Origin of the sequence: Actinomadura madurae (assembly GCF_900115095.1) — a bacterium.
GTDB classification, from domain to species: Bacteria; Actinomycetota; Actinomycetes; order Streptosporangiales; family Streptosporangiaceae; genus Spirillospora; species Spirillospora madurae.
This window is the reverse complement of the sequence record NZ_FOVH01000001.1, coordinates 151,673-173,896: the sequence shown is the minus strand read 5'-3', so window position 1 is coordinate 173,896 and position 22,224 is coordinate 151,673. Positions and strand designations below refer to the sequence as shown.

General features: G+C 72.1%; 21 protein-coding genes and 2 pseudogenes. 4 read left to right on the top strand and 19 right to left on the bottom strand.

Features of this window, described 5'->3' with window-relative positions:
* Positions 1 to 4: 4 nt before the first annotated feature.
* From BM339_RS00860 to rpsB, 5 genes are all read right to left on the bottom strand, one after another.
* Positions 5 to 994, bottom strand: a complete 990-nt coding sequence (locus tag BM339_RS00860) for a phosphatidate cytidylyltransferase (protein WP_244938930.1) — start codon at positions 992 to 994, stop codon at positions 5 to 7.
* On the bottom strand, positions 994 to 1,551 hold the full coding sequence (gene frr / locus BM339_RS00855; protein WP_021594776.1) for a ribosome recycling factor: 558 nt from the start codon (positions 1,549 to 1,551) through the stop codon (positions 994 to 996). The genes BM339_RS00860 and frr overlap by 1 nt, the downstream gene beginning before the upstream one ends.
* A 74-nt stretch (positions 1,552 to 1,625) precedes the next feature.
* Positions 1,626 to 2,327 carry a UMP kinase gene (gene pyrH / locus BM339_RS00850; RefSeq protein ID WP_052357961.1) on the bottom strand — a complete coding sequence of 234 codons (702 nt, stop codon included), beginning with the start codon at positions 2,325 to 2,327 and terminating at the stop codon, positions 1,626 to 1,628.
* 134 nt (positions 2,328 to 2,461) lie between these two features.
* Entirely contained in the window at positions 2,462 to 3,298 is an 837-nt protein-coding gene (tsf, locus tag BM339_RS00845) for a translation elongation factor Ts (RefSeq protein WP_021594778.1), read from the bottom strand.
* 83 nt (positions 3,299 to 3,381) lie between these two features.
* Positions 3,382 to 4,401 carry a 30S ribosomal protein S2 gene (gene rpsB, locus BM339_RS00840; RefSeq protein ID WP_075019634.1) on the bottom strand — a complete coding sequence of 340 codons (1,020 nt, stop codon included), beginning with the start codon at positions 4,399 to 4,401 and terminating at the stop codon, positions 3,382 to 3,384.
* Between the two features lie 388 nt (positions 4,402 to 4,789).
* Between rpsB and BM339_RS00835 the strand changes: the two genes are divergently transcribed.
* Positions 4,790 to 5,476 (top strand): murein hydrolase activator EnvC family protein, encoded by a 687-nt coding sequence (locus BM339_RS00835; protein WP_075019633.1) that lies wholly within the window; start codon positions 4,790 to 4,792, stop codon positions 5,474 to 5,476.
* A 1,215-nt stretch (positions 5,477 to 6,691) separates the two neighbouring features.
* Here the strand turns inward: BM339_RS00835 and BM339_RS00830 are convergent.
* Positions 6,692 to 7,606, bottom strand: coding sequence for a tyrosine recombinase XerC (locus BM339_RS00830; protein ID WP_244938929.1), 915 nt, complete (start codon positions 7,604 to 7,606; stop codon positions 6,692 to 6,694).
* A 155-nt stretch (positions 7,607 to 7,761) separates the two neighbouring features.
* Between BM339_RS00830 and BM339_RS00825 the strand changes: the two genes are divergently transcribed.
* Genes BM339_RS00825 through dprA form a run of 3 tightly spaced genes read left to right on the top strand, consistent with a single transcriptional unit; the run spans position 7,762 to position 10,832 of the window.
* A complete protein-coding gene (locus BM339_RS00825) occupies positions 7,762 to 8,115 on the top strand; it encodes a YraN family protein (RefSeq protein ID WP_075019632.1) in 354 nt (117 codons plus the stop codon).
* The gene (locus BM339_RS00820; protein WP_075019631.1) at positions 8,116 to 9,672 is read left to right on the top strand and encodes a YifB family Mg chelatase-like AAA ATPase; all 1,557 of its coding nucleotides are present in this window, start codon (positions 8,116 to 8,118) and stop codon (positions 9,670 to 9,672) included. It begins immediately after the preceding gene.
* Positions 9,669 to 10,832 carry a DNA-processing protein DprA gene (dprA, locus tag BM339_RS00815; protein ID WP_033334322.1) on the top strand — a complete coding sequence of 388 codons (1,164 nt, stop codon included), beginning with the start codon at positions 9,669 to 9,671 and terminating at the stop codon, positions 10,830 to 10,832. The genes BM339_RS00820 and dprA overlap by 4 nt, the downstream gene beginning before the upstream one ends.
* Before the next feature lie 146 nt (positions 10,833 to 10,978).
* Here dprA and BM339_RS00810 read toward each other — a convergent pair whose 3' ends face one another.
* From BM339_RS00810 to BM339_RS00750, 13 genes and pseudogenes are all read right to left on the bottom strand, one after another.
* Positions 10,979 to 11,311 (bottom strand): DUF2469 domain-containing protein, encoded by a 333-nt coding sequence (locus BM339_RS00810; protein ID WP_021598313.1) that lies wholly within the window; start codon positions 11,309 to 11,311, stop codon positions 10,979 to 10,981.
* Positions 11,308 to 12,033 (bottom strand): ribonuclease HII, encoded by a 726-nt coding sequence (locus BM339_RS00805; protein ID WP_021598312.1) that lies wholly within the window; start codon positions 12,031 to 12,033, stop codon positions 11,308 to 11,310. Before BM339_RS00805 ends, BM339_RS00810 begins: the two co-directional genes overlap by 4 nt.
* Positions 12,034 to 12,091: 58 nt before the next feature.
* A complete protein-coding gene (gene lepB, locus BM339_RS00800) occupies positions 12,092 to 12,991 on the bottom strand; it encodes a signal peptidase I (RefSeq protein WP_021598311.1) in 900 nt (299 codons plus the stop codon).
* Positions 12,992 to 13,157: 166 nt separating this feature from the next.
* Positions 13,158 to 13,508: a 50S ribosomal protein L19 gene (rplS, locus tag BM339_RS00795; RefSeq protein ID WP_021598310.1), complete on the bottom strand. Its 351-nt coding sequence runs from the start codon at positions 13,506 to 13,508 to the stop codon at positions 13,158 to 13,160.
* A gap of 118 nt (positions 13,509 to 13,626) precedes the next feature.
* Positions 13,627 to 14,172, bottom strand: a pseudogene (gene trmD, locus BM339_RS50560) (tRNA (guanine(37)-N(1))-methyltransferase); the annotation flags it as partial.
* Positions 14,173 to 14,487: 315 nt separating this feature from the next.
* Positions 14,488 to 14,706, bottom strand: a pseudogene (locus BM339_RS50555) (tRNA (guanosine(37)-N1)-methyltransferase TrmD); the annotation flags it as partial.
* Positions 14,703 to 15,215: a ribosome maturation factor RimM gene (gene rimM / locus BM339_RS00785; RefSeq protein ID WP_021598308.1), complete on the bottom strand. Its 513-nt coding sequence runs from the start codon at positions 15,213 to 15,215 to the stop codon at positions 14,703 to 14,705. The gene rimM and the pseudogene BM339_RS50555, both read right to left, overlap by 4 nt.
* 10 nt (positions 15,216 to 15,225) lie before the next feature.
* Positions 15,226 to 15,468 carry an RNA-binding protein gene (locus tag BM339_RS00780; protein ID WP_021598307.1) on the bottom strand — a complete coding sequence of 81 codons (243 nt, stop codon included), beginning with the start codon at positions 15,466 to 15,468 and terminating at the stop codon, positions 15,226 to 15,228.
* A gap of 1 nt (position 15,469) precedes the next feature.
* Positions 15,470 to 15,919 carry a 30S ribosomal protein S16 gene (gene rpsP, locus BM339_RS00775; protein ID WP_075019629.1) on the bottom strand — a complete coding sequence of 150 codons (450 nt, stop codon included), beginning with the start codon at positions 15,917 to 15,919 and terminating at the stop codon, positions 15,470 to 15,472.
* Positions 15,920 to 16,149: 230 nt separating this feature from the next.
* Positions 16,150 to 17,736, bottom strand: a complete 1,587-nt coding sequence (gene ffh / locus BM339_RS00770; RefSeq protein ID WP_024936768.1) for a signal recognition particle protein — start codon at positions 17,734 to 17,736, stop codon at positions 16,150 to 16,152.
* A 107-nt stretch (positions 17,737 to 17,843) separates the two neighbouring features.
* Positions 17,844 to 20,468 carry an ACT domain-containing protein gene (locus BM339_RS51105; RefSeq protein WP_256255129.1) on the bottom strand — a complete coding sequence of 875 codons (2,625 nt, stop codon included), beginning with the start codon at positions 20,466 to 20,468 and terminating at the stop codon, positions 17,844 to 17,846.
* Positions 20,469 to 20,476: 8 nt separating this feature from the next.
* A complete protein-coding gene (locus tag BM339_RS00755) occupies positions 20,477 to 20,815 on the bottom strand; it encodes a P-II family nitrogen regulator (RefSeq protein ID WP_021600195.1) in 339 nt (112 codons plus the stop codon).
* A 3-nt stretch (positions 20,816 to 20,818) separates the two neighbouring features.
* Positions 20,819 to 22,162 carry an ammonium transporter gene (locus tag BM339_RS00750; RefSeq protein WP_024935310.1) on the bottom strand — a complete coding sequence of 448 codons (1,344 nt, stop codon included), beginning with the start codon at positions 22,160 to 22,162 and terminating at the stop codon, positions 20,819 to 20,821.
* Positions 22,163 to 22,224 lie beyond the last annotated feature (62 nt).

Genomic DNA, 22,224 nt, shown 5'->3' with positions numbered 1-22,224 from the left:
CGGCCTAACTCGGGACGAACAGCTCCAGCAGCAGCCACACGACGGGCGCCGTCGCGACCAGCGAGTCGAGGCGGTCCATCACCCCGCCGTGGCCCGGCAGGAGCGTTCCCATGTCCTTGATGCCCAGATCGCGCTTGACCACCGACTCGACGAGGTCGCCGGCGGTCGCGGTGACGACCGCGGCCAGCCCGATGATCACGCCCTGCCAGACCTGCCCGCCGTCCAGCAACCACCACACCAGCCAGCCGCCGATGAGCATGCAGGTGAGGGCCGAGCCGGTGACGCCCTCCCAGGTCTTCTTCGGGCTGATCGTCGGCGCCAGCTTGTGCTTGCCGAGGAACGACCCAGCGAAGTAGCCGCCGATGTCGCTGGCGACGGTGGCGGCGATGAAGATGACGATACGGTGGTCGCCGTCGTCCGGGCGCATGAGCAGCGCGACGATCCCGCCCATCAGCACCAGGTAGACCGCCACGAACGAGCCCGCGGCCACGTCCCGGACGTATCCGGCGGCTCCTTCGGTCATCCGCGTCATCAGGAGCGCCAGCACGGTCAGGGACACCGCGGCGATCGTCGCGGTGGGCCCCCACACGTACGCGACGACGGGCGTGCCGACCATGCCCGTCGCGACCGGGATGAACGGGACGCGGATGTCGCGGGTCTTGAAGGCCTCCGTCAGTTCCCGCATGCCGAGGAACAGGAACACGACCATCACGCCAAGGAAGATCTCCTTGACGGTGTAGAGAGAGAGCAGCACGAGCGCGCCGAGCGCGACGCCCACGCCGATGGCCATCGGGAGGTTGCGGCCCGTCCTGCCGTGGGGCTGGTCGGACCGGTCACCGGCAGTCGCGCCGGCGGAGGGCGGGACGTCCTCCCCGGGGCCGTCCGGTTCCCGCCCCGGGGACGAGTCCACTGCCTCACCGGGGGGTGGGCCGGCCATGTCGACCTCCGGCTCGTCCGGGGAGCCCGAGGGCTCCCCGGCGTCGTCGAGTTCCATCAGACTTCGAGCAGTTCGGCCTTCTTGTGCTCGAGCAGCTCGTCGATCTGCGCCACGTAGCGGTGCGTGGTGTCGTCGAGCTCCTTCTCGGCACGCCTGACCTCGTCCTCGCCGGCCTCGCCGTCCTTGGCGAGCTTGTCGAGGGTGTCCTTGGCGCGGCGCCGGATGTTGCGGATGGAGATCCTGCTGTCCTCCGCCTTCGTCCCGGCCACCTTGATGAACTCCTTGCGCCGTTCCTCCGACAGCTCGGGGAACACGACGCGGATGACGTTGCCGTCGTTGGTGGGGTTCACGCCGAGGTCGCTGTCCCGGATGGCCTTCTCCACCGCCTGCATGGACGACTTGTCGAAGACCTGGACGATGACCATCCGCGGCTCCGGCAGCGTGAACGACGCGAGCTGGTTGATCGGCGTCGGGGTGCCGTAGTACTCGGCGGTGATCTTGTTGAACATCGCGGGGGTGACGCGGCCGGTGCGGATGGCCTGGAAGTCCTCCTTGGCGACCGCGACCGCCTTCTCCATTTTCTCCTCGGCCTCGAGGAGGGTCTCGTCGATCACTGTGACTCCCATGTCATCTGGTCGGCCTTGGTCCTGGAGTGCCGCGACGGGTCCGGCGCGGCCGCGGGCTGGGGTCAGCCCTCCGCCGGGCTGACCAGCGTGCCGATCTTCTCACCCCGGACGGCCCGGACGATGTTGCCCTGCCCCATGAGGTCGAAGACCACGATGGGGAGCGCGTTGTCCATACAGAGGCTGATGGCCGTGGCGTCCATGACCTTCAGGCTCCTCTGTAGAACTTCACCGTAATCCAAACGGTCGAACTTGACCGCGTCTGGATTCTTTCTGGGGTCGGCGTCGTACACACCGTCCACCTGAGTCGCCTTCAGCACCGCCTCCGCACCGATCTCCAGCGCGCGCTGGGCGGCGGTGGTGTCGGTGGAGAAGAACGGCTGGCCGAGGCCCGCGCCGAAGATGACGACGCGGCCCTTCTCCAGGTGCCGGATGGCGCGGCGCGGGATGTAGGGCTCCGCCACCTGGCTCATGGTGATGGCGGTCTGCACACGGGTGTCGAGGCCGAGCTTCTCCAGGAAGTCCTGCAGGGCGAGGCAGTTGATGACGGTGCCGATCATCCCCATGTAGTCGGCGCGTCCGCGGTCCATGCCGCGCTCGGCCATGACGGCGCCGCGGAACATGTTGCCGCCGCCGCACACGACCGCGACCTGCACGCCGTCCCGTACGGCCTCCGCGATGGCCTCGGCGACATGCTGGACGACCTCGGGATCGATGCCGAGCGGGTCCTTTCCGGCGAAGGCCTCGCCCGAGAGCTTCAGCAGCACCCGCCTCCAGCCCGCACGCGGCGCGTGCTGGCCGGACGACGAGGCCGCCGTCGCGCTACTGGTCGTCTTGTCCGGCACGTCGGCGGCCTCCTCGTTGCATCGCGGTATCTCTCGGGTGCCCGTCTCCGGCGCCCTTACGCCTGCCCGACCTTGAACCGGGCGAAGCGGACGACCTTCACGCCGGCCTCGTCGAGGACCTTCGCGATCGTCTTCTTGTTGTCCTTCACGAACGCCTGCTCCACGAGCACGAAGTCGCGGAAGTAGGCGTTCACCCGGCCCTCTACGATCTTCGGGATCGCCTTCTCGGGCTTGCCCTCGTCGCGGGTGAGCTGCTCGGCGAGCGCCCGCTCCTTCTCGACCGCCTCGGCGGGGATCTCCTCGCGGGTGAGGTACTTGGGGGCCATCGCCGCGATCTGCTGGGCGACGTCCTTGGCGACCTCGGGGTTCTCGCCGTCCAGCTCGACCAGCACGCCGGTGGTCGGCGGCAGGGACGGGTCGGACTTGTGCAGGTAGCTCGCCACGTAGGCGCCCTGGAAGTGGGCGAAGCGGCGCAGCTCCAGCTTCTCGCCGATCTTGGCGCTGTTCTCCTCGATCAGGGCCTGGACGGTCGTGCCGGGCTCGATCTCGGCGGTCAGCAGGGCGGGGGCGTCGGCGGCGCCGCTGCCGGCGGCGAACTCGACCAGGCGCTGGGCCAGCTCGATGAACTGCGCGTTCTTGGCGACGAAGTCGGTCTCGCAGTTCAGCTCCAGGAGCGCCCCGTCACCGGAGTTCGCAAAGTGCTCGGCGACCAGGCCGTTGGCGGCGGTGCGCTCGGCGCGCTTGCCGACGTCCTTGGCGCCCTTGAGGCGCAGCAGCTCGGTCGCCTTCTCGAAGTCGCCGTCCGCCTCGGTCAGGGCGTTCTTCACGGCCATCATGCCGGAGCCCGTCAGGTCGCGCAGCCGCTTGACGTCAGCGGCGGTGAAGTTGGCCATCGCTCTCTTCGCTTCTCTCGTCGTTGGTCGTGTGACCCGCGACGGTCCCGGCGGCGCGATGGGGCGCCGCCGGGACCGCGGGATCAAGCCTGCTCGGCCTCGTCGGCCTTCGGGGTCTCGTCGGCCTTCGGGGCCTCGTCGGCCTTCGGAGCGTCGTCCGCCTTCGGGGCGTCGTCCTTCGGGGCGTCGGCCGTCGGGGCGTCCGCCGTCGGGGCGTCCGCCGTCGGGGCGTCGTCGGCCTTCTCGGCGTCCGCGCCCTCGGTGGTCGCGGCGGCGTCCGCCGGGGCCTCCGCGGAGGCCTGCGCCTCGTCCGGCTTGAGCAGGTTGCGCTCCCATTCCGCCAGCGGCTCTTCGGAGCCCGCGGCGGCGGCGCCCTCGGCCGGCTTCTCGTCGCCGCCGGAGGCGGCGCCCGCACGGGCGATCAGGCCGTCGGCCACGGAGTCGGCGACCACGCGGGTCAGCAGGCTGACGCTGCGGATGGCGTCGTCGTTGCCCGGGACCGGGTAGTCGACCTCGTCGGGGTCGCAGTTGGTGTCGAGGATCGCCACGACCGGGATGCCGAGCTTCTTGGCCTCGTTGACCGCGATGTGCTCCTTCTTGGTGTCCACGATCCAGATGGCGCTCGGAACCTTCGCCATGTCGCGGATACCGCCGAGGGTGCGCTCCAGCTTGTCCTTCTCGCGGCGCAGGCCGAGAAGCTCCTTCTTGGTCATGCCGGAGCCGGCCACGTCGTCGTAGTCGATCTCCTCCAGCTCCTTGAGCCGGGTGAGCCGCTTGTGGACGGTGGAGAAGTTCGTGAGCATGCCGCCCAGCCAGCGCTGGTTGACGTAGGGCATGCCGACCCGGGTGGCCTGCTCGGCGATGGACTCCTGCGCCTGCTTCTTGGTGCCGACGAACAGGATCGTCCCGCCGTGGGCCACCGTGGCCTTGACGAACTCGAACGCGCGGTCGATGTAGGACAGCGACTGCTGGAGGTCGATGATGTAGATGCCGTTGCGCTCGGTGAGGATGAAGCGCTTCATCTTCGGGTTCCACCGGCGGGTCTGGTGGCCGAAGTGGACGCCGCTCTCCAGGAGCTGCCGCATGGTGACGACGGGTGCCATTGCCCGTGCTCTCCTTCTCTGGCCCTGCCGGGCCGCATTTGGTTGTCTGCCTGCGCCCGGGTGCGGTCCCACCGTCGCCGAGGCGACGGACCGAGGGACTGCGCCCCACCATGGTTTCCGGTGGCATGCGGACGCGTGAAATCAGCCGCCGGGATACCTCCAGGCGGCTGTGACCCGTTTCCGAGTCTGGGTCCCGGCCGCTCTGCGAGCGGCTTCCGCCTCCCCGCCCGCGGCGGTTCAACGGCGGCCTGGCCCTGGCCGATGCCCTCTCAGGCACGTTTACAGATTATCAGGGCGCGGAGGTGGCCGGGCCCCATCGGTCCCGGAGGTTATCCACAGTTCGCGGACCCTCTCGCGGCGCCGCCCGCCACCCGGCAGGGTGCGGTGCATGACGTTGCTGACGCTGCTCCTCACCTGCATGATCACCCTCGGATCGCCCGGCCCGGACGCCTGGCGCTGGCCCTTAGGCCCGTCCGCCCCGCCGGTCCTGCGGGGCTTCTCGCCACCGTCCTCCCCATGGGGTGCCGGGCACCGCGGGGTCGACCTCGCGGCGCGCCCGGGCCAGATCGTCCACGCCGCGGGGCCGGGACGCGTCTCGTATGCCCGCGACCTGGCGGGACGCGGCGTCGTCGCGATCGACCACGGCGTCCTGCGCACCACGTACCTGCCCGTCCGTCCCAGCGTCCTGGTGGGACGCCGCGTCGCATCCGGTACCCCCATCGGTGTCCTGGAGGACGGCCGGGTCCACTGCCCCGTGACCTGCCTGCACTGGGGGCTACGCCGTGGCGCCCTCTACCTGAACCCGCTGAACCTGGTCCAACGTCAATTCCGCCTCCTACCCCAGTGGGACCAACCCACCCCCAAACCACGCCCAGCCGAGCCTTCCCCGTCCAGGATGGGCCTACGCGACGCCACCACGGCAACGGGCGGCGCCCTAACGGGGATGGTCCTGGCGTTCGCAATGGCGTTCGTATGGCGCCGCACCCGCCTGCGATTCCGCCTGCACCGCAGACGCCGCCCGCCGCCGGGCGTTATCAACCTCTCCCACCAACGCCACCTACGCCGCGCCCGCTGACCAAAGACGGCCTGCCCGCCGGCCACCGGGCCGGCAGGCCGTCCACCACACCACCCACCCACAGGCCACCGCGCCGACGGCGACCACGAACACACCTCCACCCAACACGCAGGCGACGCCCCTGCACGACAACCCCTACGCCCCCCAACAAAGGAGGTCCAGCAAGCCAGATCAGCTCGGGCTCGCTGGGTCGCCAACAAGCCACCCACCACGACAGACCACGGCACGCACGCGAGCCGGACACCAACACCAAGCGGCAGGTCAACGACGACCCGACCCACACCACAATCCGCGGCACAGACGCGGACGGCACCCACGCAAGGCGGTCGGCCGATGCCAAGGCGGCAGGCGCAGAGCCCTCGGCACGGACGCATACTGAGCCCCCGACGAGCCGCCCCGCACAACAAGACCGCGGTACGCACGCGCGCCGGGCAGCGACACCGAAGGACAGGTCAACGACGGCCGACCTTCACGACAGACCGCAGCGCAGAGGCGGGCCAGCAGCGACGCAAGGCAGCGGGCCGACGCCAAGTCGGCCAGCGCGAAGGTCCGGCGCGGACGCGTGCTGGGCAGCAACGCGAGGTGGCTGGCCCACGACGAACCGACCCGCACGGCAGACCGCGGCACGCACGCGGGCCGGACAGTGACATGAAGGGCAGCCGAGGACGAGGCGGGCGCATGCCAAGCCGCGACATAGCCGCAGACCGGACATCAACACCAGTCGGCCGACCGACAACAAGCCGACCGGCACGACAGGCCTCGGCGGGGACGCAGACCAGGCACCAACACCACGGCCAGGCCCACTATGAGCCGACCGGCGCGGGCTCGCGCGACAGGCAGCCAGCCGACAGCGAGCCCAGCCCGCCGCCAGGTCGCGAAATGGACGCAGGCTGGACATCAACGTCATACGGCCGAGCGGCACGACAGACCTGGCGCGGACGCGGACCGGGCGCTGACTAACGCCGCGGCCACCGCCACCGCGCCCGCGTCGGGCGCCGGCGGGCGGGGGCCGGGGCCCGTCGGCCTGGACGCCGATGGCCGCGGCGCGCGGACGCCGGACGCCGGGCGCCCGGCCCGCATCGGCAACGGGCCGACTGGTGCGGCCCTACAGCATGGACGCGTGCCGAGCACAAACGCCCAGGCCACCCGTGCACCGGGGCGGCAGCGGCGGCGCAGAGTGGGCAGCGAGGCGGGGGGTGGGGGGCGATGGTGGGCTTATTGGGCTGGGCGGGTGCCTCGGGGGTGGGCTTGGCGGTGGACTTGTTTGAGGCGGTCGGCTGATACGTGGGTGTAGATCTGCGTGGTCTGCAAGGAGGCGTGGCCCAGGATTTCTTGGACGCTTCGCAGGTCGGCGCCGCCTTCGAGCAGGTGGGTGGCCGCGCTGTGGCGCAGCCCGTGGGGGCTGAGATCCGGGACCTGGCCTACCTCGGAGATCCGCGAGTGGACGATGCGGCGGGCGCTCGTCGGGTGGAGACGTCCGCCGCGGGCACCGAGGAAGAGAGCGGGGCCGCTGTCCTCGGTCACGAGCGCGGGGCGTCCGGCGCGCAGCCAGTCCTGGACGGCGCGGACGGCGGGTTCGCCGACGGGGACCGTGCGCTCACGTCCGCCCTTGCCGAAGACGCGGATAGTCCGGCGGCCGGTGTCAAGATCGTCGATGTCGAGTCCGCACAGTTCGCTGACTCGGACGCCGGTCCCGTAGAGCACCTCCAGGACGGCCAGGTCGCGCAGACCGAGCGGGCCTTGGGCGTCCATGGTGTCCAGGAGATGCGCGGCGTCGTCCTGGGTGAGCACGTCGGGAAGGTCGCGCCGTCGTTTGGGCGTGCCCAAGAGCAAGCCCGGGTCGTCTTCGAGGAGGCCCCGCCGGTGTAGGTGGCGGGTGAAGGCTCTGACTGCGGCCGTACGGCGGGCCAGGGTCGCGCGTGACCGTCCCATGGCGTGCTGACGGGCCAGCCACGCACGCAGCAACGAGACGTCCAGTTCGGCCGGTTCGGTGACCCCGGTGACCGCGGCGTAGGCGCACAGGTCGGCCAGATCACCGAGATAGGCGCGCAGGGTGTGCGGCGAGACGTCCCGTTCGGCGCGCAGATGGCGCCCGAACTCGGAGACGGCGTCCTCCAGCGGCTCGGTCACAGGCGTCACGCTGCGCCACAGCCCCGGCCGAAGCAAGCACCGCACCCCGGTTTCGAGCGATCTGCCGAGCTTGTTCCCACGGTTATCCACAGGTTGTCGTTTCTCGGCTACGCACCGTGACGGTCGGCCAGTGTCGAAGGCCGGAGGTGAGGCCCATGAACGCCCACATCAACCTCGGCCGCCGCGGCGAGGACGCCGCGGCCGAATACCTGGCCGGCCTCGGCTGGACGATCCTCGACCGCAACTGGCGGTGCCGCGAAGGCGAGCTGGACATCGTCGCCCATGACGGGCGAAGGCACGTGGTCTGCGAGGTGAAGACCCGCCGCTCGGCCAGGTTCGGCGACCCCCTCGAAGCCATCACCGCCGACAAGGCCGCCCGGTTACGGCGGCTGGCCTGGCGGTGGGCCGCCGCGAACGGGGTCGGCGGCGTGTCCATTCGGGTCGACGTCCTCGGCCTGACCGGCGACGGCGACCGCTTTTCGATCGACCACCTGCGGGAGGTGTGCTAGATGACGCTCGCGAAGACGCGCTCGGTGTCCCTGGTCGGGGTGGACGGCTTCGTCGTGGACGTCGAGGCCGCCATCACCAGCGGCGTCCCCGGCCTCCACCTGGTCGGCCTTCCCGACACCGCGCTCAGCGAGGCCCGCGACCGGGTCCGCGCGGCAGTCTTCAACTCGGGCGAGGACTGGCCCAACAGGCACGTCACGGTCTCGCTGTTCCCGGCGAGCATGCCCAAGAAGGGTTCGACCTTCGATGTCGCCATAGCCGTGGCCCTGCTCGCGGCGGCGGAAGTGGTCCCCGCCCGTAGCTGCGCGGGGCTCGTGCTGATCGGCGAGCTCGGGCTGGACGGCCGCCTCCGTCCCATCCAGGGGGTCCTGCCCGCCGTCCTGGCCGCGGCCAACCGCGGCTGCCGCACGGTCGTCGTCCCGAGCCAGAACGCCGCGGAGGCCGAACTCGTCCCGGGCATGGAGGTCCTGTCCGCGCGTAACCTGCGCGGGCTCCTCTGCCTGCTGCGCGACGAGCCGCCACCCATCGAGGAGGAGGACGAGGAGGACGCCCTCGGCTCCCCGATGAACGGGTTCGCTCTGCGCCAGCAGGAGATTCCACCCGACCTGGACCTGGCGGACGTCCGCGGCCAGGCCGAGGCCCGCCGCGCTCTGGAGATCAGCGCCGCGGGAGGGCATCACCTCTTCTTCGCCGGCCCGCCGGGCTGCGGCAAGACGATGCTGGCGGAGCGGCTGCCGACGCTGATGCCGCCCCTCGAACCCGAGATCGCGCTGGAGGTCACCGCGATCCACTCCGTGGCCGGGACGCTCCGGCCCGGCCAGCCGCTGATCACCCAGCCGCCGTTCTACGCGCCGCACCACACCGCCTCCCGCGCATCGATGGTCGGCGGGGGTTCGGGCCGGGTCCTCCAACCCGGCGCCGTGTCCCTCGCACACCGCGGGATCCTCTTCCTGGACGAGGCCCCCGAGTTCCAGCTCGGAACGCTCGACGCCCTCCGCCAGCCCCTCGAAGAGGGCGAGGTGCGGATCACCCGCATCGAGGGCATGGCGCACTTCCCCGCGCGGTTCACGCTCGTCCTCGCCGCGAACCCGTGCCCGTGCGCCGCGGCGAAGCAGATCGACTGCTCCTGCGCACCCGGCATCCGCCGCAAGTACGCGACCCGCGTGTCCGGGCCGCTGCTCGACCGCGTCGACCTCAAGCTGGAGCTGACCCCGGCCAGCCGGGCCGAACTCCGCTACGACCTGGAGTTCGCCGAGTCGAGCAAGGTCGTGGCCGAACGGGTCCTGCTCGCCAGGGAGCGGACGCTCAGACGCCTGGCCGGAACCCCATGGCGGTCGAACGCCGAGGTCCCCGGGCCGGAGCTGCGCCGCCGGTTCACCCCGCCGCAGGAGGCGATGCGGGCCGCCGACGACGCCCTGCAGCGGGGAACGCTGAGCGCCCGCGGCCTCGACCGGGTCCTGCGGGTCGCGTGGACGATCGCCGACCTCGCCGGCCACGACGAACCGGGCCCGGACGACATCGGCGGCGCGCTCACCCTGTGGTCGGCGGGGCGCCAATGAGCGACGAGCGAACCGCCCGCGCCACCCTGACCGCGGTCGCCGAGCCCGGCGACACCTTCCTCAACCGGATCATCGACCACTGCGGCCCGGAAGGGGCGCTGGAGGCGATCCGGGCCGCCCGGGTCCCGGAGGGTGTGCCCGCCGCTCCGAAGGAGGCCCGGCGGCTCGACGCCTGGCGGATCCGCCTCATCGCCGCGGAACCCGACCAGGACATGGCCGTCTGCGCCCGGTTCCGCGGCCGGCTCGTCTGCCCCGGAGACCCCGAATGGCCGACGACTCTCGACGATCTCGGCACCGGCCGGCCGTACGCGCTCTGGCTCCAGGGCCCGGTCGATCTGCGCTACGGCTGCCTGCGCTCGGTCGCCGTCGTCGGTTCCCGCGCCGCGTCCCCCTACGGCCTGCGCGCCGCCGCCGACTTCGCCTCCGAACTCGCCGACGCGGGCTGGACGGTGATCTCCGGCGGCGCCCTGGGCATCGACGCGGCCGCCCACCGCGGCTCGCTGGCCGCCGACGGCGCCACCGTCGCCGTCCTCGCCAACGGGGTCGACGTCCCCTACCCGGCGTCCAACGAGGGCCTCTTCGCCGAGATGGCACGGCGGTCGCTGCTGGTGAGCGAGTCGCCGCCGGGCACCCATCCGCACCGCCTCCGGTTCCTCGTCCGCAACCGGGTGATCGCCGCCCTCTCCCGGGGCACCGTCATCGTCGAGGCGGAGGCGCGCAGCGGCGCGCTCAACACCGCCGGCTGGGCGGCCAAGCTCGGCCGCGTCGTCATGGCGGTGCCCGGCCCGATCACGTCCCGGTCCTCGGTCGGCTGCCACCGTCTCCTGCGCGAGGAGGGCACCACGCTGGTGACGCGCTCCGAGGAGATCGTCGAGGCGGTGGGTCTCATCGGCGACGACCTGGCGCCACCACCGGACACCCCCGTCCTCCCCCGCGACCGCCTGGAGCCGGTCACCCGCTGCGTCCTGGAGGCCTTCCCGGCGCGCGGCGCGACCGGCCCCGCCCAGCTCGCGGTCAAGGCGGGCGTCGACCTGAACACCGTCAACGCCAAGCTCGGCCTCCTGGCCGCCGCCGGCTTCATCGAACGCACCCCAGCCGGCTGGCGCCTAACAAAATCCGCCAAATCCCCCACCGGCCCCACCCCACCCCCCGAACAATGACCCACCCCCCACCACCCTGCTCACCGACAACGCCGGACGCTCCCGCCTCCCGCCAGACGCCCAGGTCTCGGCGAACTCCAGCCACCGTTCCATCGCCGCCGCCTCGGTCGAGGCTCGGATGGGGGCGGGGCTTGGGTGGGTGGGGGTTAGGGGTTTATTGGAGGGTGTTGGTCTGAGGGGAGTTCGAAGTCGCTTTTGGCGAGTTCTTCGACGTTGACGTCTTTGAAGGTGACGACGCGGACGTTCTTGACGAAGCGGGCCGGGCGGTACATGTCCCAGACCCAGGCGTCCTGCATCGTGACCTCGAAGAAGACCTCGCCGTTGTCGACGCTGCGCACCTGGAGGTCGACCGAGTTCGTCAGGTAGAAGCGGCGCTCGGTCTCCACGACGTAGGTGAACAGGCCGAGGACGTCGCGGTACTCGCGATAGAGCTGAAGCTCCATCTCGGTCTCGTACTTCTCGAGATCCTCGGCGCTCACGCTCGTGCCCCCTCCGTGCGGTCCTCGCCGGGGAGTTCCCCCTCGGTCTCCTCCTCCAGGACCACATCCCCATTGTTCCGCAAGGCACGCCCGACGTTGACGTAGGAGAACCGATGTTCCGGACAGGGGCCGTGCTCGGCGAGCGCCTTGCCGTGCGCGCGGGTCACGTAGCCCTTGTGGACGTCGAAGCCGTACTCGGGGTAGCGCTCGTGGAGTTCCACCATGATGCGGTCTCGGGTGACCTTGGCGATGATGGACGCCGCGGCCACGCAGGCCGCGACCTGGTCCCCTTTGATCATCGCGAGGCCGGGGACGTCCAGGCCGGGGACGGGGAAACCGTCGCTGAGCACGTAGGCGGGCCGCCGGTCCAGGGCTGCGAGGGCCCGCCGCATCCCGGTGATGTTGCACCGGTGCAGGCCGATCCTGTCGATGTCGTGGCAGGGGATGATGACCGCGCTCCACGCGTGCGCGCGTTCGGTGATCTCCGTGTAGAGCGCTTCGCGGCGGGCGGGCGTGAGGAGTTTGGAGTCGGTGAGGCCGTCGATCCTGCCGCGCCCGCCCTGGAGGATCACCGCGCCGACGACCATTGGTCCCGCGCAGGCGCCCCGGCCCGCTTCGTCGACGCCGGCGACGGGGCTGAACCCGGCGTGGGCCAGCGCGCGCTCGTACGCGAACAGCCCCGCGTCGCGGCGCGGAGTGAAGCGAAGCGGACGATCCCTCATGCTCCGCAGCGTACGACCCGACCGCCCCCGGTCGCCCACAGAACGCCCCCTTGCGGCCTTATGTCACAACCGTGCCGCGTCTCCTCCGGTGGCGGCGCCGCAGGTAGGCGATGGGGAGGGCGCCGAGGAAGCCGAGGGCGTACGGCGTGGCGGGGAGGGCGGCGGCGGCCGGTTTCTCCAGGCCCTGCTGTTTGAAGGTGCCGGGGATCGGCAGCGTCCCCATGCGGTCCAGGGGCCAGACGATGACGAACGCGCGGCCGATGACGCGGTCGATCGGGATGGTGCCGCCGCCGGGGTCGCCGCGGTGCGAGCGGGAGTCGTAGGACAGCTCGCGGTGGTCGCCCATGACCCACAGCTGGCCCGGCTTCACGGTGACGTCGAAGGGGTCGTTGGACGGCTTGTTCTGCTCGCGCGTGACCGGGTCGGTGAAGATGTAGGACTTCTCGTCGAGCGGGACGCCGTTGACGGTGACGCGGCCCTTGGCGTCGCAGCATTTGACGCGGTCGCCGGGGATGCCGATGACGCGCTTGATGTAGTCCTTCTCGTTGGGCGCCACGCCGAAGGCGGTCCCGATCGCGCGCAGGACCTTGGAGACGGGGTTGCCGGGCTCCTCGACCTGGACCTCTGGGTCCCAGGAGTCGAGCCCGTTGAAGACGATGACGTCACCGCGGGCGATGTCGCGCGTGTGGTAGACGATCTTGTTGACGAGGACGCGGTCGCCGACCTGGAGGGTGTTCTCCATGGAGCCGGACGGGATGTAGAACGCCTGGACCGCGAACGCCTTGATGACGAGGGCCAGGACGACGGCGACGACGATGAGGACCGGGAGCTCTTTCCAGAACGATCCCTGCTTCTTCTTCTTGCGCCTGCCCTCGTCCTCGGAGCCGTCGGCCGCCTCGTCGGCCGAGTTCGCGGGCTCCTTCTCTTCGGGCACCGAGCCCTCGGCTTCGGATCGCACGTCTCTCCGATCGTCCTCGTCAGTCATCAGAGCGAAAGCCTAGCGGCGCCGGGACCGCCGGGCGCCGCGCGCGGGCGTGTCGGCGGGGTGCCGGCGATCGGCTCCGTCCGGAACGGGCAACGCCCCGGTCACCGCTGCGGGTTCCCGGGGCGTCGTCGTCATCGGCTCAGTGGTCGCGCTTCTCCTTGATGCGCGCGGCCTTGCCGCGCAGGTTGCGCAGGTAGTAGAGCTTGGCGCGGCGGACGTCGCCGCGGGTGACGACCTCGATCTTGTCGATGGAGGGGCTGTTGAGCGGGAACGTCCGCTCGACGCCGACGCTGTAGCTGACCTTGCGGACGGTGAAGGTCTCGCGGGCGCCGCCGCCCTGCCGCCGGATCACCACGCCCTGGAAGACCTGGATACGGCTCCGGTTGCCCTCGGTGACGCGCACGTGCACCTTCAGCGTGTCTCCCGGACGGAAGTCCGGGATGTCGGCGCGCATCGCGGCCTTCTCGATCTCCTGGATCAGGGTGTGCATCGCAGCCGTTCCTCATGGTCGAACGCGGGCGTCGAGAGGCCCCGGTGGATCGTTCGTGGGGGCGTCGCGCCGCGGGAAGTGGTCTTGGGATGCCGTGCGGCCTACGCGCACGGACGCTCTAGTCTGCCATATCTTCGCCGTCAACCGGAAAACCGGCCTCCCGCAGGACGGCCCGGTCGCGTTCGTCCAGGGCCTCGCGGTCGAGGCGGTCGAGCAGTTCGGGACGGTGCCGCGCCGTCCGCCGGAGCGCCTCGTCGCGCCGCCAGCGGGCGATCGCCCCGTGGTGGCCCGACAGCAGGACGTCGGGGACGGCCCGGTCGCGCCAGACCGGGGGTTTGGTGTAGACGGGCCCTTCCAGCAGCGACTCCATGGCGCCGGGGGCGAAGGAGTCGTCGGCGGCGGAGTCGGCGTTGCCGAGGACGCCCGGCAGCAGGCGCCCGATCGCCTCCACCATGACGAGGACCGCGACCTCCCCGCCGGCGAGGACGAAGTCGCCGAGGCTGACCTCGTCCACCGGCATCCGGGTGCGGGCCTCCTCGGCGACCCGGGAGTCGATGCCCTCGTAGCGCCCGCACGCGAACACCAGCCACGGCTCCGCGGCGTAGCGGACCGCGTCGGCCTGGGTGAACGGCCGCCCGCTCGGCGTCGGAATGATCAACCGCGGACCCGACCCGGCCGGGGACGCAGGGGACGGGACATCGCCGGCAGGCATCCGAGATGACGGGTCGCCGAGAGACCGCCCGTCACCGGACGCCGATGCGCCTTGTGCCGCGTCGCCGGACGGCGGGCCGCCCGCATGTGACCGGTCGGACGAGACGCCGCTCAGGGACGTCCCCTCCGAACGTGAACCCGCTGGCAGGCCGCCCGCATCTGTCGGGTCGGACGACGCGCCGCCGTCCTGCGGCCGGTCGGACGGCAGGGTGCCGTGGGGTGCCTCCTCCGGACGCGGGCCGGCTGACGGCTCGCCCGGTGGGGGGACGAGGGCGTCGAGGGCCTCGCCCCAGGGGGTGGGTTTCATGACCATGCCGGGGCCGCCGCCGTACGGGGTGTCGTCGACGGTGCGGTGGCGGTCGTGGGTCCAGGCGCGCAGGTCGTGGACGTGGACGTCCAGGATCCCGGCGCGCCGCGCCTTGCCCAGGAGGGAGATCTCCAGGGGGGCGAAGTACTCGGGGAAGATCGTGACGATGTCGATTTTCATGATTCGTCGAGCAGGCCGGGGGGCGGGTCGATCACGAGCCGCCCCCCGGGGACGTCCACCTCCGGGACGAGCGCCGCCACGAACGGGACGAGCTTCTCCCCGCCGGCGCCGCGCACGACCAGGAGGTCCTGGCCGTGGTGGAGGACGCCGGAGACCTGGCCGACATCGGTCCCGTCCGCGGTGACCACGGCTAGCCCGATCAGTTCCTGGTCGTGGAAGTCGTCGGGGTCGGCGGACGGGGGGATGTCGCCGGGGTCGACGACGAGCCAGATGCCGCGCAGTTGCTCCGCGGCGTCGCGGTCGCCGATCCCGGCGAAGCGCACGAGCAGGCGTCCCGAATGCCAGCGTGCCCGCTCGACGGTGAGCGGACCGGCGGTGGAGGGGTCGGTGGCGACCGTCGCGCCGACGGCGAACCGGGAGCCCGGCTCGTCCGTGCGGACGTCGATGGTGACCTCGCCGCGGACCCCGTGCGGCCGTCCGATCCGTCCCACCACGAGCGGTTCGCTCATCGGGACACTCTCAGCGGACCTCGTTGACATCGAGGAGGTCGACACGCACGTAGCGGCCCCCGGACAGGGCGCTGATCACCGTGCGGAGGGCCTTGGCGGTGCGACCGCTGCGGCCGATGACCTTTCCGAGGTCCTCGGGGTGCACGCGCACCTCGAGGACCCGGCCGCCCCTGATCCGGCGGGCGCGGACCCGGACGTCGTCCGGGTTCTCCACGATCCCGCGGACCAGGTGCTCGAGCGCTTCTTCGAGCACGTCAGCCCTCGCTCTTGGCTTCGTCGTTCTCGGTGGCCTTCGCCTCGGACTTCTTCGGCTCGGCCTTCTTCTTGCCCCGGGTCGCGGTGCCGGAGGCCGCGTCGTCGCCCAGCGACTCCTTGACGGCGGCCTCGAACGCGGCCTTCTTGTCGGCCTTCGGCTCGGCGATCTTGAGGGTGCCCTCGGCGCCCGGCTCGCCCTTGAACTTCTGCCAGTCGCCGGTGATCTTCAGCAGGTTGAGCACGGGCTCGGTCGGCTGCGCGCCGACGCCGAGCCAGTACTGCGCGCGCTCGGAGTCGATCTTGATGAGCGACGGCTCCTGCTTGGGCTGGTAGAGCCCGATCTCCTCGATGGCGCGCCCGTCACGCTTGGTGCGGGCGTCGGCGACGACGATCCGGTACTGCGGGTTCCGGATCTTCCCCAGACGCTTGAGCTTGATCTTGACTGCCACGGGTGTGGTGTACTCCAACTTCATCACTGGGTGGACGGGCCCGTGCCAGGTGGGGAACACCGGCTCACGGCCGTCCGATGGACTCCGGTCGCGCAGGACGAGAGAGGGCGCCTCGCGAGTCCGGGTTTCCAGCCTGTCATTCTGCCAGACGTTCGGCGTGAAAGCGCAATCGCTCAACCGGGTGTCGCCCGGCCCGCGGCGGGCCCGCGAAGGCCGGGCGAGCGGGGCGGTCACTTCTTCTTGCGGCCCTGGAGCTTGCCGAGGTCGGGCATCTGGAAACCGGGCGGGAGCTGGCCGCCGAGGCCCGGGGGCAGGCCGCCCTTGCCGCCGAGGCCGGGCGGGAGGCCCTGGGGCACGCCGTCGGCGGCGGGCTGCTGCTGCTGGTCCGGGCGGCCGTCCTTGCCGGCGGCGCGCTTGCGCGGGTCGCCGCTGCGCTGCTTGCCCTTCTTGTTCTTGGCCGCCTTCGCCGCCTTGGCGGCCTTCTTGCGCCCGCCGGGCATGCCGGGCAGGCCCATGCCGCCGGCCATCTGCCGCATCATCTTCTGCGCGTCGAAGAAGCGGGTGACGAGGCTGTTGACCTCGCCGACGCCGACGCCGGAGCCCTTGGCGATGCGGGCCCGTCGGGAGCCGTTGATGATCTTGGGCTGGGAGCGCTCCTGCGGGGTCATCGAGCGGATGATCGCGGCGATCCGGTCCAGGTCGCGGTCGTCGATCTGGCTGATCTGGTCGCGGACCTGCCCCATGCCCGGCATCATCCCGAGCAGGTTGCCGATCGGGCCGAGCTTGCGGATCATCATCATCTGCTCGAGGAAGTCCTCCAGCGTGAAGTCCTCGCCCGAGGCGAACTTGCTGGACATCTTCTCGGCCTGCTCGGCGTCGAACGCCTGCTCGGCCTGCTCGATCAGGGTGAGGATGTCGCCCATGTCGAGGATCCGGCCCGCCATGCGGTCCGGGTGGAAGACGCTGAAGTCCTCCAGCTTCTCGCCCGTCGAGGCGAACATGATGGGGCGGCCGGTGATGTGCCGGACCGACAGGGCCGCGCCGCCGCGGGCGTCGCCGTCGAGCTTGGTGAGGACGACGCCGTCGAAGCCGACGCCCTCCATGAAGGCCTGGGCGGTGTTGACGGCGTCCTGGCCGACCATGGCGTCGACGACGAACAGCACGTCGTCGGGCTCGACGGCGTCGCGGATGTCGATGGCCTGCTGCATCATCTCGGCGTCGATGCCGAGCCGGCCCGCGGTGTCGATGACGACGACGTCGTGCTGGGCGTGCCGGGCCTGGTCGATCGACCGGCGCGCGACGTCGACCGGGTCGCCGACGCCGCTGCCCGGCTCGGGCGCGAAGACCGGCACCCCGGCGCGCTCGCCGACGACCTCCAGCTGCTGGACGGCGTTCGGGCGCTGGAGGTCGGCGGCCACCAGCAGCGGCGTGTGGCCCTCCTGCTTCAGCCAGCGGGCCAGCTTGCCGGCGAGCGTGGTCTTGCCGGCGCCCTGCAGGCCGGCGAGCATGATCACGGTGGGCGGCGTCTTGGCCAGCCGGATCCGCCGGGTCTCGCCGCCGAGGATGTTGATGAGCTCCTCGTTGACGATCTTGACGACCTGCTGCGCCGGGTTCAGCGCCTGCGAGACCTCCGAGCCCCGCGCCCGCTCCTTGACCTGCGCGATGAAGTCCTTGACCACGGGGAGCGCGACGTCGGCCTCGAGCAGGGCGATCCGGATCTCGCGGGCGGTCGCGTTGATGTCGGCCTCGGAGAGCCGGCCCTTGCTGCGCAGCGACGAGAAGACCGTCGTCAACCGGTCGGAGAGCGTCTCGAACACGTGTCTGGACCGTCCTTGGAAAGCTTCTGGGATCGCCTATCAGCGTATCGGGTCGCCGGCGGGTCCCCGCCCGTCTCGCCGGCCCTTTTCCGGCGGGGGCGTCCGCGTCAGCGGAGCGCCGCCAGCACCTCGTCCCGGACGGCGGCCGCCGCGGCCGGGTCCTCCAGCGGGCGGCCCTGCCCGTCCACCACGTAGAAGACGTCCACCGCCTCGGCGCCGAGGGTGTCCACCTGCGCCGCGCGGATCTGGACGCCGCACGCCCCGAACGCCTGGCCGATCCGCCACAGCAGGCCGGGCCGGTCGTGCGCCCGCACCTCGACGACGGTGGCGGTCCGCGACGCGTCCGGGACGATCATGACGCGCGGCGGCGGCACGGTGATCCCGGGCCGCGCCCGCACGGACCGCGCCCGCCGCTCCAGGCGGGCGGCGACGTCGAGCCGGCCGGCGAGCATCCGCCGCAGGTCCGCCTCCAGGCTGGCCGGATCCGGCGGGGTCCCGTATTCGGGGACGGCCGTGAAGTCCAGGACGGCCGTGTCCCCCTCGCCGTCGAGGGAGGACGTCGTCCGGGCGGTCTTGACGGCCAGGCGGTGGAGGGCGAGGACGCCCGCGGCGCGCCACAGGAGGCCGGGCCGGTCGGGCGCGGCGATGGTGATCCGGGAGCCCGCGACGCGGACGGCGGCGCCGTCGTGGCGGGCCAGGGCGAGGTGGCCGGGGGCCAGGGCGGGCGCGGGCGGCGGGGTGCCGCCGGCGAGGGCCGCGGCGGCGCGGCGGGCGAGCTCGGCGACGAGCCCGGCCTTCCAGGGGCCCCAGGCGGCGGGCCCGGTGGCGCCGCCGTCGGCGATCGCCAGGGCGGCGAGGAGGTCGAGGAGCTCGCGCTCCCGGCCCGGCACCTCCGCGACGGCTTCCGTGACGGTCTGGATCGTCACCGGGTCGTCGATGTCGCGGCGGGTGGCGGTCTCGGGCAGCAGCAGATGGTGCCGGACGAGCGTTTCGAGGACGCGCACGTCCTCCTCGGGGAAGCCGAGGCGGGCGCCGATGTCGCGCGCGACGACGGCGCCGCCGGTGGAGTGGTCGCCGGGCCAGCCCTTGCCGATGTCGTGCAGGAGGGCGCCGACCAGCAGCAGGTCGGGGCGGGCCACCTCGCGGGTCAGGGCGGCGGCGCCCGCGGCGGTCTCCACCAGGTGGCGGTCCACGGTGAAGCGGTGGACGGGGTTGCGCTGCGGCCGGTTCCGGACGCGCTCCCAGTCGGGCAGCAGCCGGACGATCAGCCCGGCCTGGTCGAGGGCCTCCCAGACGGCGATGGCCGCGGGGCCGGCGCCGAGCAGGGAGACGAGGGCGTGGCGGGCCTCGGCGGGCCACGGGTCGCGGGGCAGCACCGCGCGCTCGGCCAGCCGCGCGACGGTGGCGGGGGCGGGCGGCAGGCCCGCCTGCGCGGCGGCGGCGGCGAGCCGCAGGACGAGCGCCGGGTCGTTCAGGTCCGCGTTCCGCGCGAGGACGACCTCGCCCTCGTACTCCACGGCCCCGTCCCCCACCGGCCGCCGCTCGCCACGCCCGTCCGCGCCGACCCGCCCGAAGCCCGAAGCCCCCTTGCTCGGGACGGCGGCGCTCGGCCCGGCGGCGCCCGGTCCCTCTTTGCTCGGGTCGGCGGCGTTCGAGTCGGCGGCCTTCGAACCGACGGCATCCGGAGCGGCGGCATCCGGAGCGGCTGCCTTCGGAGCAGCGGCATCCGGAGCGGCGGCATCCGGAGCAGCGGCGTCCGGAGCGGCGGCGTCCGGAGCGGTGGTGGGCGGGTCAGCGGCGTCCGGAGCGGTGGTGGGTGGTTGGGCGGTGGATGGGGTGGGGTGGGCGGTGCTGGCGCGGGTTCTGGTGAAGCGGTCCACGCGGCGCCACAGGTGGGAGGCCGCGTAGGTGATCGTGCGGGCCGCTTCCGCGATCGAGCGCTGCAGGACGTCGGCGTCCAGGAGACCGAGGGTCTCGGCCACGGCCTGCTTCTCCTGGAGGACGAGGCGGTCCGAGGAGCGGCCCGTCACCTCGTGCAGGGCGTGCCGGACGTCGAGGAGCAGGTCGTGGGCGGACCGGACCCGGGCGTCCGGGGCGGAGGCCACCCAGGAGGCGGCGACGGCGTGCATGACGTGCACGTCCCGGAGGCCGCCGTGGGCCTCCTTCAGGTCGGGTTCCTGCAGGAAGGCCAGCTCGCCCTGGGCCTCCCAGCGGTCGCGGCACATCGCCGACAGCTCGTTGAGCCGGGCGGGCGCGTCGGCGCGCCAGTCCGTGAGGACGGCGGCGCGCAACTCGTCCACGAGCGCGTGGTCCCCGGAGATCCGGCGGGCCGACAGCAGGCCGAGCGCGGCCTTCATGTCGCCGCGCGCCACGGTGCGGGCCTCGTGCACGGTGCGGACGGAGTGGTCGAGCCTGGTCCCGGAGTCCCAGACCGGGTACCAGACGCGGTCGGCGAGGGCGGCGACGCCGGCCAGGCCGCGGTGCAGCAGGACGAGGTCGAGGTCGCCGCCGGGGGTCAGCTCGCGGCGGGCGTGGCTGCCGACCGCCACGAGGGCGACGCCGTCCGGGACGGGGCCGGCGGCCAGCAGGTCGGCCAGCCACCGGTCCAGCTCGGCGGCGCGGGCGGCCCGCGCTCTCGCCAGGGCCGCCCGCGCGGTGTCCGCCGTTCCAGTGCCGCCGGCCGGAGCGGGCGCGGGGGCCCGGTCTCCGGCCGGCGGGCGGGCGAGGGTCACCGGGGTCCCTAGAGGGCGTCCGGACCGGTCTCGCCGGTGCGGACGCGGACCACGGTGTCGACCGGGACGGCCCACACCTTGCCGTCGCCGATCTTGTCGGTGCGGGCCGCCTTGACGATCACGTCGATGATGTCGTCGGCGTCCTCGGCCTCGACGAGGACCTCGATGCGCAGCTTGGGCACCAGGTCGACCTGGTACTCGGCGCCGCGGTAGACCTCGGTGTGGCCCTTCTGCCGGCCGTAGCCGCTGGCCTCGCTGACGGTCATGCCCTTGACCCCGAAGGTCTCCAGGGCCTTCTTGACCTCGTCCAGTTTGAACGGCTTGATGACCGCCGTGATGAGCTTCATGGCTTAAGCCTCCACCTTCTTCGCCGCGTCCCCGGAGACCGGGGCCGGGGGCGCCGCGACGCTCGCACCGGAGCCGCCGGCGCGGATGGTGCCGAAGTCGTAGGCGGTCTCCGCGTGAGCCGTGCTGTCGATGCCGGTGGCCTCGTCCTCCTCGCTGATCCGGAAGCCCATGATCAGGTCGATCACCTTCGCGATCACGAAGGTGACGACGAACGAGTAGGCGAGGGTCGCGAGGACGGCGACCGCCTGCTTGCCGAGCAGCGAGAACCCGCCGCCCGCGAGCAGCCCGTCGGCGCCCGCGTCGTTCACCGCGGTGGTGGCCAGGAAGCCGATCAGCAGGGCGCCGACGATGCCGCCGACCATGTGGACGCCGACCACGTCGAGCGAGTCGTCGTAGCCGAGCTTGTACTTGAGGCCGACCGCGAACGCGCAGACCGCGCCGGCGATGAGACCGAGGACGATGGCCCCGAGCGGGGTGATGAACGCGCAGGCCGGGGTGATGGCGACCAGCCCGGCGACGACGCCGGACGCGATGCCGAGCGTGGTGGACGCGCCGTCCCGCAGCTTCTCCACGATGATCCAGCCGAACGCGGCGGCGCAGGTCGCGGCGAGCGTGTTGACGAACGCGACGGCCGAGGTGGCGCCGGCCGACAGCGCGGACCCGGCGTTGAACCCGAACCAGCCGAACCACAGCAGACCGGCCCCGAGCAGGACGAACGGCAGGTTGTGCGGGCGCATCGGCTCCTTCGGCCAGCCCTTGCGCTTGCCGAGGACGATCGCCAGCGCGAGCGCCGCGACGCCGGCGTTGATGTGCACGACCGTGCCGCCCGCGAAGTCGAGCGCGCCGAGGTCGAACAGCCAGCCGGCCTTGCCGCCCTCCTCGCCGTCGGACCACCACACCCAGTGGGCGATCGGGAAGTACACGAGCGTCGCCCAGACGACGGCGAACACGACCCAGGCCCCGAACTTGGCGCGGTCCGCCACCGCGCCGCTGATCAGGGCGACGGTGATGATGGCGAACGTCGCCTGGAACGCCACGAACACCAGCTGCGGGATGCCCGTTCCGTCGTCGGCCGTCGCCGCGGTCTCCAGGCCGACCAGGCCCCAGTCTCCGAACCCTCCGATGAACGAGCTGAGCCCGCCGCCGGAGGAGAACGTGAGGGAGTAGCCGTAGACGACCCACGCCATGCCCACCACGGCGATGCTGACGAAGCTCATCATCATCATGTTGAGCACGCTCTTGGCCCGGCTCATGCCTCCGTAGAAGAAGGCGAGCCCGGGTGTCATCAGCAGGACGAGCGCGGTGCTCGTCAGCATCCAGGCGGTACTACCGCTATCGATCTTCATCTCTGAGAGAGTCCCTCCTCGCCAGGAACTTCGAACTGCTCAGAGACTCGACCTCGGCGATT